The organism is Pseudomonas sp. JBR1 (assembly GCF_028198185.1).
GTDB classification, from domain to species: domain Bacteria; phylum Pseudomonadota; class Gammaproteobacteria; order Pseudomonadales; family Pseudomonadaceae; genus Chryseomonas; species Chryseomonas oryzihabitans_E.
In genome coordinates this window covers 4,675,686-4,690,372 of record NZ_CP116340.1, presented here as the reverse complement: position 1 = coordinate 4,690,372, position 14,687 = coordinate 4,675,686, and the positions used below count along the sequence as shown (strand labels likewise).

Below are 14,687 nucleotides of genomic sequence, written 5' to 3'. Positions count from 1 at the left end.
CCGGGCGCAAGGCCCGGTCCTCGTTTCAGCCCACCAGATGCAGGAAGTGCATGTGGCGTTCGTACTGGTCGAGGATGTCGCCGATGACGTCCTCGCGCGACCAGCCCATGACGTCATGGTCCTGGCCGCCCTCGCGCAGATAGACCTGGGCGCGGAAGTACTTGCGCTCGTCGTTCGGCTCGCTGCCCATGACGAAACTGGGCATGGCATAGGCATGGGGCCTTACCTGGTAGACGAACTCCGGCTGATCGGCCGGGCCGACTCTCAGGCGTACACCGCCATCGTCACGGTCCTCGACGTTGCAGATATAACCCTGCTTGCGCCATTCCTCGGCCACGGCCAGGCACGCCGGTTTGGCGACCTCACTGATGAAGCGCACCACGTGGCTGCGCCGCGGGAACATCGCCAGGCCACGCAGGCGGCGCTGCCAACCACCGGGCGATCTCATGGTCGGCGGTGAAATGCTCAGCGCCTGGTGGCGCAGGCCACGCTTGGTAGCGTCCAGCTTGAGGGCCTTGAGCAGGCCACGCATGCTGAACAGCAGCGCGATGGTGAACGGCAGGGCACTGGCGATGGTGGCGGTCTGCAACGCCTTGAGGCCACCGGCCAGGAGCAGCGCGATGGCCACCAAGCCCATGCTGGAGGCCCAGAACACTCGCTGCCAGACCGGCGTCTGGTCCTTCCCGCCCGAGGCCAGCATGTCCACCACCATGGCGCCCGAGTCGGCCGAGGTGACGAAGAACACCACCACCATGACGATGGCCACCATGGAGATCACGCTGTGCAGCGGGAAATGCTCCAGGAAGGCGAACAGCGCCAGGGAGCTGTCCTTGTTTACCGCGGCGGCGAGATCGGTGAAGCCGTCGGTGAGGATCATGTGAATGGCGGTATTGCCGAACACGGTCATCCACAGCAGGGTGAAACCGGCCGGTACCAGCAGGACGCCGGAGACGAATTCGCGGATGGTCCGACCCCGGGAGATACGGGCGATGAACAGGCCGACGAAGGGCGACCAGGCCAGCCACCAGCCCCAGTAGAACAGCGTCCAGCCGCCGATCCAGTCGGTGGGCTGGTAGGCATTGAGGTTGAGGGTGCGGCTGACGATTTCGCTGAGGTAGCCACCGGTGTTCTGCACGAAGGTCTGCAGGATCAGCACGGTAGGACCGAGCACGATCACCGAGATCATCAGCAGCAGCGCCAACCCCAGGTTCAGCTCGGACAGTCGGCGGACGCCCTTATCCAGACCGGTCGCCACCGACAGCGTAGCCAGGGCGGTGGTGATGATGATCAGGCCGATCTGCACCGGCACCGAGATGGGCACGCCAAACAGGGCATTGAGCCCGGTGTTGATCTGGGCCACGCCAAAGCCGAGCGACGTCGCGACCCCGAGCACGGTGCCGATGATGGCGAAGATGTCCACGGCATGGCCGATAGGCCCGTAGATGCGCTCGCCGATCAGCGGATAGAGCGCCGATCTCAGGGTCAGCGGCAGACCGTGTCTATAGCTGAAGTAGGCCAGGATCAGCGCAACGATGGCGTAGATCGCCCAGGCGTGCAGGCCCCAGTGGAAGAAGGTGATCTTCATCGCCTCACGAGCGGCATCGATACCACCGCCAGCGCCCACGGGCGGCGAGAGGAAGTGCATCACCGGTTCGGCGACGCCAAAGAACATCAGGCCGATGCCCATGCCCGCCGAGAACAACATGGCGAACCAGGTGGTGCTGCTGTAATCGGGCTCGCTATGGTCGGGGCCGAGCTTGATGTCGCCATACCTGCTGACACCCAGAAAGACCACGGTGCCGAGAATGATGGCGACCGCGAGAATGTAGAACCAGCTGAGATTGCCGATGATCCAGGTCTGGACCGTCCCGAACACCTCCTGGGCGTTGGCCTGGAAAACGCTGGCGTAGAGCACCAGAACCAGCAGGATGCCGGTCGAGGTCCAGAACACGGGGGGACTGAAGGTGTTGCGAGCGGCGGATTCTCCTTGGCCGTTCATAGACTGAGCTCCTGTTCATGAAGTGCGCACAGGTTGACCCCCATCGCCACCAATCGTTTCGCTCGCCGCGCCTGGATGTCGGTCATGAAGGCGTCTAGCGTCGTAGCCTGTACCTGGCAAAGGGGCGCCGGGATTCGCAGCCAGGCCACGATACCAGCGCGACGGCGCCATGCCGAAAGTTTGGCGGAAATGCCGGTTCATATGGCTTTGATCGCAGAAGCCCGCCGCCACCGCTGCGTCGACGAGACTGCGGCCCAGGCGGACCTCCAGGCGCACCCGGTCCAGACGACGCAGGGTCAGGTAGCGGTGCGGACTGGTGCCGAAGTAGGCGCGAAAATCGCGGGTCAGACTCCAGCGATCACGTCCGGTGCACTGTGCCAGGTCATCGAGGGTGACGGCCTGGTCGAGATGGTCCTCCAGGTATTCGCGGGCGCGCAGCGCGGCAACGAAGTCGACCCGGCCACGACTGGGCCAGGCCTGGCAGACCTCCGCCAGGGTGGCGACCAGTCCATAGAGGGCATCGTCGCGCCCCAGGGCATCGGGGTGCTCGTCGAGGGCGGCGAATACCGCATCGGTAGCCCGCGCCAGGCGCGGATCCAGGGAAACGCCCTCGCGATGGAAGGGCAAGGGCCGCCCGCCGAGGATGTCCTGCACCAGGGTCGGCGGCACATAGAGCATCCGATAGCGAAAGCCGCAGGCGGCACCGGCGCGGCCGTCGTGGACCTCATCCGGGTGAAAGACCATGGTCTCGCCCGGCAGGCTGCTGGCCTTGGCGCCGCGATAGGAAAAACTCTGCACCCCGGCCAGGGTGCGACCGATGGCGTAGGTCGCATGACGATGGGGATTGAAGGCGTGGCCGCTGAAAAAGGCTTCGATGGATTCCAGCTCATCGAAGGCCGGAGCGTGGCGTACCCAGTCCGTGGCACCGGGTAGTTCGATCTGGGTACTCATGGCGACTCCTCCGGCGCTCAGCCTAGCAGACCGCGCCACGCATCATGGAACAGCAGCAGGGCGCAGCCGACCAGGCTCAGCCCCAGCAGCAGGTTCACCCCGCGCAAGCCGCGTCCTTGCACCAGGTAGCGCCCGAGCAGCGCCCCGAGCAAGGCATAGCTCGCCGGGGCGCCACCCGCCGACAGAGCCAGGGGCAGCGACCAGAGGACGATCTTGCCACCGGTCACCTGAGCTGCCGGAAACATCACCGTGGCGATGGGCAGCACCGCCAGCCAGCCCTTGGGATTGAGTCCCTGGATCAGCAGGCCGCTAGCAAAGGTCAGCCGCGTCGCCCCGCCCTCTTCGTCCGCCGTTGGTGGTGCGGCCCGGGCGATGCGATAGCCGAGGTACAGGCAGTAGCCGCCGCCCAGCAGCGCCAACCAGGGCAGCAAGGCGCCCGAGACCAGGGCCGCACCGGCGTAACCCAGCGCCAGGAACAGGATCAGCATGGCGCAGCCCACCCCGGCATAGAAACCCAGGGCCTGCCGGGCCTGGCCCTGCAGGCCGGCGTTGAGGCCCAGGGCGTTGACCGGGCCGGGGCTGTACATGACGCTCAGGGCGTAGAGGATGATTTCCAAGGGACACCTGCCAGAGATCGAAAGGGAGGCCCAGGCTAGCCAGTGCCCCAGGTCCCTGGCTTGTACGTTCGTGGCTGTCCGCGGCTTCACCTTGAGGGTCATCATACAACCCGGCAGAATCGAGGCTCTCATCCGTAGCGGAGGCCTCCCTTGTCCAGTGATCGCAGCGCCCTGCCCTGGCGTGGTCGCGCCGACGGCAAGCCACCGACCCTCAAGGACGTCGCACGCCTGGCCGGGGTCTCGCCGATCACTGTCTCCCGTACCCTCAACCAACCGGAAATCGTCCGTCCGGTGCTGCGCGAAAAGGTCTTCCGCGCGGTGCGCGAGAGCGGCTACCAGCCGGCCATGCTGACTACCGGGGCGATGCCCCAGGACAGCCGGCTGATCGCCGTGCTGGTGCCCACCATCGTCAATTCCATCTTCGCTGACACCGTGCAGGCGCTCATGCAGACCCTGACCGAGGCCGGCCACCAGACCCTGCTGGGCCTGACCGACTATTCCGCGGAGCGTGAGGAGCAGTTGCTGGACATGCTGCTGCGCCGCCGTCCCGATGCCATGGTACTGACCGGCACCCTGCACACGGCAGCCAGCCGCCTGCGTCTTTCCCAGGCCGGCATCCCGCTGGTGGAATGCTGGGACCAAGGCGAGCGGCCGCTGGACATGCTGGTGGGTTTCTCCCATGCGGCGGTGGGCTGCGCCATCGCCGCACAACTGCTGGAGCGCGGCTATCGCCGCTTCGCCAGCCTGACCCTGGATGATCCCCGGGGACGCCTGCGCCGCGATGCCTTCCGTGCCGAACTGGCCCGCCAGGGACTAGGCACGCCGCCCGAGGTCAGCCTGCCGCCACCGGCCACGCCGGTACTGGGGCGCGAGGGCCTGGCTCGCCTGCTGGATGCCGGCGAACACCCGGAGGTGGTGGTCTGCAGTTCCGACACCCTGGCCCATGGCGTGCTAGCCGAGGCCCATGCCCGCAACCTGCGGGTCCCAGAGGACCTGGCCGTGATGGGCTTCGGCAACCTGGCCAGCGCCGCTCATCTGCTTCCGGCGCTGAGTACGGTGGACGTGCGTGGTGCCGACATGGGCACCCATGCGGCCGCGGCCCTGCTCGCCCGCCTGGCGGGCGCCGAGGCGCCGCGACAACGGGATACCGGCTTTGAATTGATCATGCGCGAGAGTACGCGCTAACGCTTGAATGATTGCGTAATCAGCTTAGCGTCCATGACTCCTGTCTCGCCAAGAGTCCTTGACATGTCCGATAACTCCTATAGCGCCGACCAGGACCGCATCGCCTGGGTCCGCCTGTCTTCCGTATTCCTGCCGCTGGCCAATCCTATCAGTGACGCCAAGGTGCTCACCGGCCGGCAGAAGCCGATGACCGAGATCGCCATCCTCTTCGTCGAGATCGAGACCCGCGACGGCCAGCGCGGCCTGGGCTTCAGCTACGCCAAGCGCGCCGGCGGCCCCGGGCAGTTCGCCCATGCCCGGGAAATCGCCCCGGTGCTGCTAGACGAGAATCCCAGCGACATCCAGAAGCTCTGGACCAAGCTCTGCTGGGCCGGTGCCTCGGTGGGTCGCAGCGGCCTCGCCACCCAGGCCATCGGCGCCTTCGATGTGGCCCTGTGGGATCTCAAGGCACGTCGAGCCAACCTGTCCCTGGCGCGGCTGCTTGGCGCCCAGCGTGATTCGGTGCGCTGCTACAACACCTCCGGTGGCTTCCTGCACACGCCGCTGGAGCAGTTGCTGGAAAACACCGACCGCTCCCGCGAGCAGGGCATCGGCGGCATCAAGCTCAAGGTCGGCCAGCCGGACTGGGCGGTGGACCTGGAGCGCGTCGCCCGCGTCCGGCAGCACCTGGGCGACAGCTTTCCGTTGATGGTGGACGCCAACCAGCAGTGGGACAGACCCACCGCCCAACGGATGTGCCGCCGCTTCGAGGAATTCGACCTGATCTGGATCGAAGAGCCGCTGGACTGCTACGACGCCGAAGGCCACGCCGCCCTGGCCGCCACCTTCGACACGCCCATCGCCACCGGCGAGATGCTGACCAGCGTGGCCGAGCATCAGGAATTCATTCGCCTGCGCGGCGCCGACTTCCTGATGCCCGATGCCCCGCGGGTTGGCGGCATCACCCCCTTTCTCAAGGTGGCCGCCTTGGCCGAACAGGCTGGACTGATGCTGGCGCCGCACTTCGCCATGGAATTGCACGTGCATCTGGCCGCCACCTATCCCACCGAGCCCTGGGTGGAACACTTCGAATGGCTGGAGCCGTTGTTCAACGAACGCCTGGAAACCTGTGATGGGCGGATGCTGGTACCGACCCGCCCGGGCCTGGGCCTGTCCCTCAGCGAAAGGGTGGCCGGCTGGACAGCGCAGGAAGCGGAATTCGGCCAGCGTGGCTGACACCCGCTCTGGCACTCGAACTCCGCCGGGGTATGGCACTCTATCCAGGCCAAGGCCTGGAAGAGAATGCCCATGTTCGGATCGCTGCGCAGCCGTCTGATCGCGCTGCTGCTGATGCTCGGCGGCATGGCCGTCGGGGTCGGCTGGCTGATGATCCTGCTGCTGCGCCAGTCGGAAAGCGCCCAGCTCGGCCAGGCCACGGTGGAAGCCGAGCAGGCCTGCCAGGCCATCGCCAGCAGCTATCGCTTCTACAGCAACGGCTGGTCCGGCCCCACCGCCGGCCTCGCCGATCCGGCGCTGCGCCAGGGTCTCACCGGCGTGGCCAGTGTCGCCCTGCTACGCTATCGCGGCATGGGCGGCGGTCTCTGGCAGGAGCAGGCGGGGATACTGGCCGACGCCAGTCCCTTCAGCCTGACCGATGCCGAGCGTCGGCATCTGGCCGATCTCGCCGCCGCCGCCCTGGCCGAGGCGCGCAGCCTGAGCGACAGCTTCAGCGTCGACGGCGCCACCGTGCTGGTGGCGGCCTGTCCGCTGTCCGGCCCCATCCCCGATCTCGCCGCCTGGACCCTGACCCGCCTGACCTTTGCCGAGGGCAGCGGCCAGCGCCAGTTGAAACTGGGCCTCGGCCTTTTGCTGCTGGCCATGCTGGCGGCCACCCTGCTGCTCGGCCGGCTCACCTGGCAATGGTCGCGGCATGTCACCCGGGTCGAACGTGATCTAGGGACGAGCGCCAGCCAGGACCTGCCCACCCTCGCCCTTACCGGCGAACGCGAATTGGACCGGGTGCTCGCCGCGCTCAACCAGGCCGGCCAGCGCCTGGCCCAGGCCCGCGCCGAAGCCCAGCGCCTGACCACCCAGGTCCACGCCAGCGAGCGGCTGGCGGCGCTGGGCCGGGTGGCCGCCGGGGTCGCTCACGAGATCCGCAACCCCCTGGCTGCCATGCGGCTCAAGGCCGAGAACGCCCTGGCCGGCGATGCCGAGCGCCAGCGGCGCGCCCTGGACGCCATCCTGCCGCAGATCGCCCGCCTGGACAGCCTGTTGCGCCGCCTGCTCGATCTCACCCAGCCGCCGCAGTTGCAACCGACTGCCGTCGATCTCCCGACCTTCTGCCGCGAGGTACTGGCCAGTCACGAAGACCAGGCGGGCCAGCGTGGCATCCGCCTGGTCGCCCGGGTGGGAGTCGATCAAGGCTGTTTCGACCGCGACGCCCTGGGTCGTGCCCTGGACAACCTGCTGCTCAACGCCCTGCAGGCCGCTCCGGCCGACAGCGAGATCCGCCTGGACGTCAGCCGGCGTGACAACTGGCTGGTGCTGGCGGTGGAAGACGCAGGCCAGGGGCCACCTGCCGAACTGCACGGGCAGCTCTTCGAACCCTTCGTCACCGGTCGCCCCGAAGGCACCGGCCTTGGCCTGGCCCTGGTCCGCGAAACCGCCCGCGCCCATGGCGGCGAGGCGCGCCTAGCCGAACCCTCCCCTTCCACCCGTTTCGAGATCCTCTTGCCATGCCAACCCTGCTGATCATCGACGACGACGCTGGTCTGCGCGACGCCCTGGCGGAAACCGCCGCGGATCAGGGCTACCAGGTGCTGCAGGCGGATCAAGGCGAAGCGGGGCTGGCGCTGCTCGACCGGCAGACGGTGGACGCCGTGCTGCTCGACCTGCGCATGCCCGGGCTGGATGGCCTGGAGGTGCTGGCGCGCATTCGCGCCCGCCCCGAGCCGCCGGCAGTTACGGTGCTGACCGCCTTCGCCAGCGCCGGCAACACCATCGAGGCCATGCGCCTCGGCGCCTTCGACCACCTCACCAAGCCCATTGGCCGCGATGACCTGATCCGGGTACTGGCCGGCATGACTGCCCAGCGCGGCCCCGCCAGCGCACCGCCAGCCTCGGTCGAAAGCCATACCCTGGTGGGCGGCAGCGATGCCCTGCGCCAGGTGCAGAAGACCATCGGCCGCCTGGTGGACAGCGAGGCCACGGTACTGGTCACCGGCGAGACCGGCACCGGCAAGGAACTGGTGGCCCGCGCCATCCACGAGCACGGCAAGCGCTGCGGCGCGCCCTTCGTGGCAGTCAACTGCGCGGCCATCCCGCCGGATCTGCTGGAAAGCGAACTCTTCGGCCACATGCGCGGGGCCTTCAGCGGGGCCAACGCCAATCGCCTCGGCGCCTTTCGCGAAGCCCAGGGCGGCACTCTCTTTCTCGATGAGATCGGCGACATGCCACTGCCGATGCAGGCCAAGATCCTCCGCGCCCTGCAGGAACGCGAGGTGACCCCGGTGGGTGGCGCACCGGTGCGCCTGGACGTGCGGCTGGTGGCGGCCACCCACCGCGACCTGGCCCAGCGTGTCGCCAGTGGCGACTTCCGCGAAGACCTCTTCTATCGCCTGCACGTGGTGCCCATCCACCTGCCGGCCTTGCGCGAGCGCCGCGCCGACATCCTGCCCCTGGCCGAGCACTTCCTCGCGCCCAGCGGCCGGGTGCTGGCGGACGATGCCGCCGCCCTGCTGCTGCGCCACCCCTGGCCAGGCAACGTGCGGGAATTGCGCAACGCCATCCAGCGCGCCGCGACCCTGGCCCAGGGCGAGCGCATCGTCGCCGCCGACCTGGCCTTTCTGCAGGGCGAGACCTCGGATGCGGTGGCTATCGATGCCAGCTGGCCGGAAGAGACCCTGGCCGAAGCCACCGCGCGCCTGGAACGCCTGCTGATCGAGCGGGCCCTGCAACGCAGCGGCGGCAATCGCGCCGAAGCAGCGCGGCGTCTGGGCATTCATCGCCAGCTGCTCTACACCAAGCTGAGCCGGCTGGGCCTGGGTGTCGGCGAAGAAGACAACCCCGCCTAGGCTGTCCGCTTTGCCGACAGGGCTGTCCGCAAGCCGGACGCAATGCCTGGCCCGGATAGCCGCTAAAAGTACCAAGCCATTGATTGATAACGAAAATAAAAGTTGGCACAGGCCCTGCAATAGTCTGATCGTCAACCACCGCAGGAGCCATCCATGCCTACCAAGACCCAAACCCTCGTGATCGGGACCTTCGCCCTGCTGTCCGTCAGCGGCCTCGTCCTGGCACAGACCGCGCCGGCCACCGGCACCGCGACCACCGCTGCCAGCGCCCAGATTCCCACCCAGCAGGGCCAGCTCAAGCAGTTCCTGCTCAACCCCCGCGGCGACATCGACGGCCTGATCCTGGCCGACGGCACCGAGGTCAACACCCCGCCGCACCTGTCCGAGCAACTGGCCGCCACCTTCAAGCCGGGTGACAGCATCAACGTCGCCGGCCTGCGCGCCGCCAGCCTGCCGCTGGTCCAGGCGGTGTCCCTGACCAATGTCCAGACCGGCAAGACGGTCACCGATGAAGGTCCCGACCGCGTAGGCGGTCGCCGTCCGCCGGCGCCCCCGGCACCTGGCACCGAGCGCGATGGCGACAGCCTCCAGGGCCAGATCGTCCAGCTGCTGCACGGTCCCCGTGGCGACGTGAACGGCGCCCTGTTGCAGGACGGTACCGCCCTGCGCCTGCCGCCCCATGAAGCCCTGCGCCTGCAAGCCCTGCTCAAGCCGGGTCAGAACGTGGCCGTGCGCGGCGAGCTGGTGGCCAATGCCCAGGGGCGTGCCTTCCGGGTCAGCGCCCTGGGCGCCGACGCCAACTCGCTGCAGACCCTGGATACCCCGCCGGCGCCCCGCGGCCCCGGTCGTCTGCCGCCGCCCCCGCCCCCTGGCGTCCAGCCGGTCGCCCCGGGTGCCCAACCGCCGGCTCCCCCCGCTCCGCCGGCTGGCTGATCAGGCCAGCAGCCGCTGGGTCGCCTCGGCGATCCGGCGGCAGGCTTCCTCCAGCACCTCGCGGGAGGTGGCATAGGAAACCCGGAAGTAAGGCGCCAGGCCAAAGGCCGAGCCTGGCACCACCGCCACCCCGCCCTCGTCCATGAGGTAGCGGGTAAAGGCCGTATCGCTGTCGATCACCTCCCCGTTCGGCGTCCGCCGACCCAATACCCCCGCGCAACTGGCGTAGACATAAAAGGCCCCTTCGGGCCGCCGTGCCGACAGCCCCGGCACCGCGTTCAAGGCATCCACCACCAGATCCCGCCGCTCGCGGAACAACTCGCAGCGCTCGTGCACGATGTCCTGCGGCCCATCCAGGGCAGCGATGGCCGCGGCCTGGCTGACCGAGCAGGGGCAGGAGGTCACTTGGCTCTGCACACTGGCCATGGCCTGGATCAGCGCCTTCGGTCCGCCGGCATAGCCCAGCCGCCAGCCGGTCATGGCGTAGGCCTTGGAGACGCCGTTGATGGTCAGGGTCCGCTCGCGCAGCCGTGGCTCCAGCGCCGCCGGGGTGACGAAGCGAAAACCGTCGTAGAGGATGTGTTCGTACATGTCGTCGACCATCAGCCAGACCTGCGGATGGCGCAGCAGCACCTCCAGCAGCGGACGATAGTGTTCCTCGCCATAGGCCGCCCCCGAGGGGTTGGACGGCGAGTTGAGCATCACCCAGCGGGTACGTGGAGTGATGGCCGCCTCCAGTGCCTCGGCAGTCAGACGGAAGCCGTCTTCCTCCCGGCAGGGCAGCACCACCGGCGTGCCGCCGAGGATGGCGACGATGTCGGCATAGGTCACCCAAAAGGGTGCCGGGATGATCACCTCGTCGCCCGGATCCAGGGTCGCCATCATGGCGTTGAAGATCACCTGCTTGGCACCGGCCGAGGCCGTCACCTCGTCCTGGGCGAACACCAGCGCGTTCTCCCGCGCGAACTTGCGGCGGATGGCTTCCTTGAGCGCCGGGCTGCCGTCGAGCACCGTGTACTTGGTCTGGCCGGCGCGAATGGCCTGGATCGCCGCTTCCTTGATGTGCTCCGGGGTATCGAAGTCCGGCTCGCCCGCACCCAGTACCAGCAGATCGGCGCCCTGGCGGCGCAAGGCGTTGGCGCGCTCGGTGATCTTGAGGATTTCGGAGACGCCCACGGACGACAGGCATTGGGCGATATGCAGGGTGGAATCGGCGGCCATGACAGGGCTCCAGGCAGAGATGAAAGCGGGTGCCGGCGGCGTCCGGCAGGGTCGTCTCGCACTATCGAACCGCTGCGGCCGGCCTTCAAACGCTATAAAGGACTCATGTCATTCCGCCGGGGCATGGTCTGCTGACTGCACGGGCGCTAGAGTGGCGGCCATGTCGAACGCCTTCTCTCCCCTCGCCGCCTACCGCCAAGCCCTGGCCCAGGGGGACCGCCTGCCCGATGCCGCCCAGGAGGCCGCTGCGCGCCAGCTGGAAGCCTGCCACGCGGCGCTGCTGGCCGGCCGTCCGGCACGCGGTCTCTATCTCTGGGGTCCGGTCGGGCGCGGCAAGACCTGGCTGCTGGACCTGTTCCACGCCAGCCTGCCGGTGCCCGCCCGCCGCCAGCATTTCCACCACTTCATGCGCTGGGTGCACCAGCGCCAGTTCCAGCTGGCCGGCACCCGCGATCCCCTGCAGGTGCTGGCCCGGGAACTGGCCGCCGAGGTGCGGGTGCTGTGCTTCGACGAACTCTTCGTCAGCGACATCGGCGACGCCATCCTGGTGGGCGGCCTGCTGCGCGCCCTGCTGGACCAGGGCCTGGTGCTGGTGGTCACCTCCAACCAGCCGCCGGAGCAGCTCTATGCCGACGGCTTCAATCGCGAGCGCCTGTTGCCGGCCATCGCCGCGCTCCAGGCGCAGCTGGACGTGCTGGAGATGGACGGCGGCCAGGACCACCGTCTGCATGAAGGCGAGGCCGAACCGCGCTATTGGGTGGACGATACCGCCGCGCTGGCCGCGACCTTCGCCCAGCTCACCGCCGGCCAAGCCGCGACCAATGAGCCCCTCGCCCTCGGCGAGCGCCTGTTGCCGGTTATCCAGCGTGTACCCGGGGCGATCTGGCTGGACTTCGCCACCCTCTGCCAGGGCGCCTGGGCGACCACCGACTACATCGATCTCTGCACCCGCTTCCCCGCCCTGCTGCTAGGCGGCGTGCCCTGCCTATCCGGCGATCCCCGCGCAGGCCGCATCGCCCGCGGCACCGAAGACGGCGCGCAACGCGTCCTGGCCGGCGACCGCGAGCTGCCGCGCCTGGCGCCCCAAGACGACGCCGTGCGCCGCTTCATCGCCCTGGTCGACGAAGCCTACGACCGCCGCCGCCCGCTCTACCTGAACGCCGCCGTACCCCTGGAGCAGCTGTATACCCGCGGCTTTCTGGAATTTCCTTTCCGCCGCACCCTGAGCCGGCTCAGGGAGATGCAGCAGGCGCGGTACTAGGCGTCGCGCCTCGCCCCGCGCTTGAGCACATAGCGCGGCCGGCGCTTGGTTTCGATGTAGATGCGACCGATGTATTCGCCGAGCACACCGATGCCGATCAACTGCACGCCACCGAAAAACAGGATGGCGGTCATCAGTGAGGGATAACCCGGTACCCGATTGCCGAAGGCCAGCTTCTCGAAGATCAGATAGCCGGCATAGGCCAGGGACACCAGAGCAACGAAACCGCCGAGGTAGGTCCAAAGGCGCAGCGGTACGGTGCTGAAGGAGGTGAAGCCCTCCAGGGCCAGGTTCCATAGTTTCCAGCCATTGAATTTGCTGCTGCCGGCGCTGCGCGGGGCGCGTTCGTACTCCACCACCCGGGTTTCGAAACCAACCCAGGAGAGGATGCCTTTCATGAACAGGTTGCGCTCCGGCAGTTCTCTGATCGCATCCACCACCTCCCGACTCATCAGGCGGAAATCGCCGACGTTCTCCTCAATGGGCGTCTGGGCGATGCGGTTGTGCAGGCGATAGAAGCCCTCGGCTGTCAGCCGCTTGAGCGGACTGTCGCTGCGCCGGTCGATGCGCTTGGCCAGTACGACCTCGGCGCCCTGGCGCCATTGTTCAAGCAGCCGGGGAATGACGTCCAAGGGATCCTGCAGGTCGACGTCCAGAGGTACCACCACATCGCCGCTGGCATGCTCGATGCCCGCGAACAGGGCGGCCTCCTTGCCGAAATTGCGCGACAGCTGCAGCACCAGTACTCGCGGATCCCCCTGACGCAAGCGTTCGAGCACCCGCGCACTGCCATCGCGGCTCCCATCGTCGACGAACAGCAGTTCCAGGTCGTGACGGGTCAGTTCCGGATGAGCGCAGACCGCGTGATAGAAGAGTTCGATGGCCAACTCTTCGTTGAACACCGGCACTACAAGGGACAGCTTTACGGCATCACTCATCTGAACACCCACAGGGACGACAGCAGATAGCTGAACACTGGCACCAGCGCGGTGGCGGCGAGCAGCGCATAGAGGGGCGGCACGCCCCAGGCAAGCAAACCGGTCAGCAACAGGTTGTTGAGACCGAAGCCGGCGAGCGCGACCAGCAGGAAGCGCCAAGGCGATCCAGCGCGGGCGAAGGTGATATGCCGGTGACCCAGGTAGGACACGCCGAAAGCGACCAGGAAGGCGCCGAGATTGGCGGGATAGGCCGGCCAACTGCAGAGACCCAGCAGCAGGGTAGCGACAGCCATATGCACCAGGGTGGCGGCGGCACCGACCAGGGCGAAACGCAGGGGCTTACCTGCAGACTTAGCCAAGGAACCGGATGAAGACACGCTAGACCTCGGCGCAGCACTAGAGACCGGCGAACGTTAACCTGCCAGCGTCGAAACATCCTGTTGCATCCGTTGCAATTCCGTCATATGGCGACCAGCGGTCGATGCCGTCGCAACAGGTGCGGCGACGAGGCACGCCACGGGGCAGCAGGGCCCCGTGTTAAGGTGGGACGTCCTTTCTCTTCACGAGGCCCGGTCATGACTCCGCGCATCGAACCCTTCTTCGACGCCACCACGTCCACCTTCACCTATGTGATCTACGAGGCGCCCGGCAGTCGCTGCGCCATCGTCGACTCGGTGCTGGACTACGATCCGCATTCGGGCCGCACCGCCACCCTCTCGGCGGATCGCGTCGCTCGCTTCGTGCGCGACCAGGGGCTGACGGTGGAGTGGCTGCTGGAGACCCACGCCCACGCCGACCACCTCTCCGCCGCGCCCTATCTGCGCCGGCAGCTGGGCGGCCGCATCGCCATCGGCGAAGGCATCCGCCGCGTCCAGGGCGCCTTCAAGGACGTCTTCAACCTGGAGCCGGAGTTTCGCCTCGACGGCTCCCAGTTCGATCACCTGTTCCAGCCCGACGAGGTCTTCCACATCGGTGCCCTGAGCGCCCGCGCCCTGCACGTGCCCGGTCACACCCCGGCCGACATGGCCTATCAGGTGGAAGAAGAGCACGTCTTCGTCGGCGACACCTTGTTCATGCCCGATGTCGGCTCGGCCCGTTGCGACTTTCCCGGTGGCAGTGCCCGTGACCTCTATCGCTCGATCCGCCGCCTGCTGACCCTGCCGGAAGCCACCCGCCTCTACCTGTGCCACGACTATCCGCCAGCGGGCCGCGAAGCGCGTCACGAGACCACCGTGGGCGAAGAGCGTGCCCTCAATGTCCACGTTCGCGATGGCGTGGACGAAGACGCCTTCGTCGCCCTGCGCACCCGCCGCGACGCCACCCTGTCCATGCCGACCCTGATCCTGCCGGCGATCCAGGTGAACATCCGCGCCGGTACCCTGCCGCCGGCCGAGGCCAACGGTCGACGCTACCTGAAGATTCCCATCGACGGCTTCTAGCCCTGCGTCGTCCAACGGGATAGCCACAGCCGCTGGGCCCAGGCCTTCCCGGGCCGGCCAGGCAGGTCGCCCTGTTCACCCGTGGTGC

At 67.8% G+C, this 14,687-nt stretch carries 13 protein-coding genes; 7 read left to right on the top strand and 6 right to left on the bottom strand.

Annotation, left to right across the window (positions count from 1 at the left end):
• Positions 1-25: 25 nt before the first annotated feature.
• The 3 genes from PJ259_RS21675 to PJ259_RS21665 are packed head-to-tail and all read right to left on the bottom strand — an operon-like array spanning position 26 to position 3,567.
• Positions 26-1,999 (bottom strand): BCCT family transporter, encoded by a 1,974-nt coding sequence (locus PJ259_RS21675; protein WP_271654136.1) that lies wholly within the window; start codon positions 1,997-1,999, stop codon positions 26-28.
• 15 nt (positions 2,000-2,014) lie between these two features.
• A complete protein-coding gene (locus PJ259_RS21670) occupies positions 2,015-2,950 on the bottom strand; it encodes an AraC family transcriptional regulator (RefSeq protein WP_271654135.1) in 936 nt (311 codons plus the stop codon).
• 17 nt (positions 2,951-2,967) lie between these two features.
• On the bottom strand, positions 2,968-3,567 hold the full coding sequence (locus PJ259_RS21665; protein WP_271654134.1) for a LysE family translocator: 600 nt from the start codon (positions 3,565-3,567) through the stop codon (positions 2,968-2,970).
• A 150-nt stretch (positions 3,568-3,717) separates the two neighbouring features.
• On the opposite strand from PJ259_RS21665, the gene PJ259_RS21660 reads away from it, so the two are divergent.
• The 5 genes from PJ259_RS21660 to PJ259_RS21640 all read left to right on the top strand — a co-directional run bounded on the left by PJ259_RS21660 (position 3,718) and on the right by PJ259_RS21640 (position 9,740).
• On the top strand, positions 3,718-4,752 hold the full coding sequence (locus PJ259_RS21660; RefSeq protein ID WP_271654133.1) for a LacI family DNA-binding transcriptional regulator: 1,035 nt from the start codon (positions 3,718-3,720) through the stop codon (positions 4,750-4,752).
• 63 nt (positions 4,753-4,815) lie between these two features.
• A complete protein-coding gene (locus PJ259_RS21655; RefSeq protein WP_271654132.1) occupies positions 4,816-5,967 on the top strand; it encodes an L-talarate/galactarate dehydratase in 1,152 nt (383 codons plus the stop codon).
• A gap of 72 nt (positions 5,968-6,039) precedes the next feature.
• The gene (locus tag PJ259_RS21650; RefSeq protein ID WP_271654131.1) at positions 6,040-7,485 is read left to right on the top strand and encodes a sensor histidine kinase; all 1,446 of its coding nucleotides are present in this window, start codon (positions 6,040-6,042) and stop codon (positions 7,483-7,485) included.
• The gene (locus tag PJ259_RS21645; protein WP_271654130.1) at positions 7,470-8,807 is read left to right on the top strand and encodes a sigma-54-dependent transcriptional regulator; all 1,338 of its coding nucleotides are present in this window, start codon (positions 7,470-7,472) and stop codon (positions 8,805-8,807) included. Before PJ259_RS21650 ends, PJ259_RS21645 begins: the two co-directional genes overlap by 16 nt.
• Before the next feature lie 153 nt (positions 8,808-8,960).
• The gene (locus PJ259_RS21640; protein ID WP_271654129.1) at positions 8,961-9,740 is read left to right on the top strand and encodes a hypothetical protein; all 780 of its coding nucleotides are present in this window, start codon (positions 8,961-8,963) and stop codon (positions 9,738-9,740) included.
• On the opposite strand, the gene PJ259_RS21635 is transcribed toward PJ259_RS21640, so the two are convergent.
• Positions 9,741-10,961, bottom strand: a complete 1,221-nt coding sequence (locus PJ259_RS21635) for a pyridoxal phosphate-dependent aminotransferase (protein ID WP_271654128.1) — start codon at positions 10,959-10,961, stop codon at positions 9,741-9,743.
• A 160-nt stretch (positions 10,962-11,121) separates the two neighbouring features.
• Here PJ259_RS21635 and zapE point away from each other — a divergent pair, with 160 nt between their 5' ends.
• Complete coding sequence (gene zapE, locus PJ259_RS21630) at positions 11,122-12,222, top strand: cell division protein ZapE (protein WP_271654127.1); 1,101 nt, start codon at positions 11,122-11,124, stop codon at positions 12,220-12,222.
• Here zapE and PJ259_RS21625 read toward each other — a convergent pair.
• Together PJ259_RS21625 and PJ259_RS21620 are read right to left on the bottom strand one after the other, a co-directional pair.
• Positions 12,219-13,160 (bottom strand): glycosyltransferase family 2 protein, encoded by a 942-nt coding sequence (locus tag PJ259_RS21625; protein WP_221433793.1) that lies wholly within the window; start codon positions 13,158-13,160, stop codon positions 12,219-12,221. The two genes, zapE and PJ259_RS21625, sit on opposite strands and share 4 nt — an antisense overlap.
• The gene (locus PJ259_RS21620; protein ID WP_271654126.1) at positions 13,157-13,519 is read right to left on the bottom strand and encodes a GtrA family protein; all 363 of its coding nucleotides are present in this window, start codon (positions 13,517-13,519) and stop codon (positions 13,157-13,159) included. The genes PJ259_RS21625 and PJ259_RS21620 overlap by 4 nt, the downstream gene beginning before the upstream one ends.
• Positions 13,520-13,735: 216 nt before the next feature.
• On the opposite strand from PJ259_RS21620, the gene PJ259_RS21615 reads away from it, so the two are divergent.
• Positions 13,736-14,599, top strand: a complete 864-nt coding sequence (locus PJ259_RS21615) for an MBL fold metallo-hydrolase (RefSeq protein WP_059313924.1) — start codon at positions 13,736-13,738, stop codon at positions 14,597-14,599.
• Positions 14,600-14,687 lie beyond the last annotated feature (88 nt).

Bases quoted from the DNA above. Each gene is read 5' to 3' on its own strand.
- PJ259_RS21650 (WP_271654131.1), top strand. From the start codon at position 6,040: ATGTTCGGATCGCTGCGCAGCCGTCTGATCGCGCTGCTGCTGATGCTC.
- PJ259_RS21635 (WP_271654128.1), bottom strand. From the start codon at position 10,961: ATGGCCGCCGATTCCACCCTGCATATCGCCCAATGCCTGTCGTCCGTG.
- PJ259_RS21675 (WP_271654136.1), bottom strand. From the start codon at position 1,999: ATGAACGGCCAAGGAGAATCCGCCGCTCGCAACACCTTCAGTCCCCCC.
- PJ259_RS21670 (WP_271654135.1), bottom strand. From the start codon at position 2,950: ATGAGTACCCAGATCGAACTACCCGGTGCCACGGACTGGGTACGCCAC.
- zapE (WP_271654127.1), top strand. From the start codon at position 11,122: ATGTCGAACGCCTTCTCTCCCCTCGCCGCCTACCGCCAAGCCCTGGCC.
- PJ259_RS21645 (WP_271654130.1), top strand. From the start codon at position 7,470: ATGCCAACCCTGCTGATCATCGACGACGACGCTGGTCTGCGCGACGCC.
- PJ259_RS21615 (WP_059313924.1), top strand. From the start codon at position 13,736: ATGACTCCGCGCATCGAACCCTTCTTCGACGCCACCACGTCCACCTTC.
- PJ259_RS21625 (WP_221433793.1), bottom strand. From the start codon at position 13,160: ATGAGTGATGCCGTAAAGCTGTCCCTTGTAGTGCCGGTGTTCAACGAA.
- PJ259_RS21655 (WP_271654132.1), top strand. From the start codon at position 4,816: ATGTCCGATAACTCCTATAGCGCCGACCAGGACCGCATCGCCTGGGTC.
- PJ259_RS21640 (WP_271654129.1), top strand. From the start codon at position 8,961: ATGCCTACCAAGACCCAAACCCTCGTGATCGGGACCTTCGCCCTGCTG.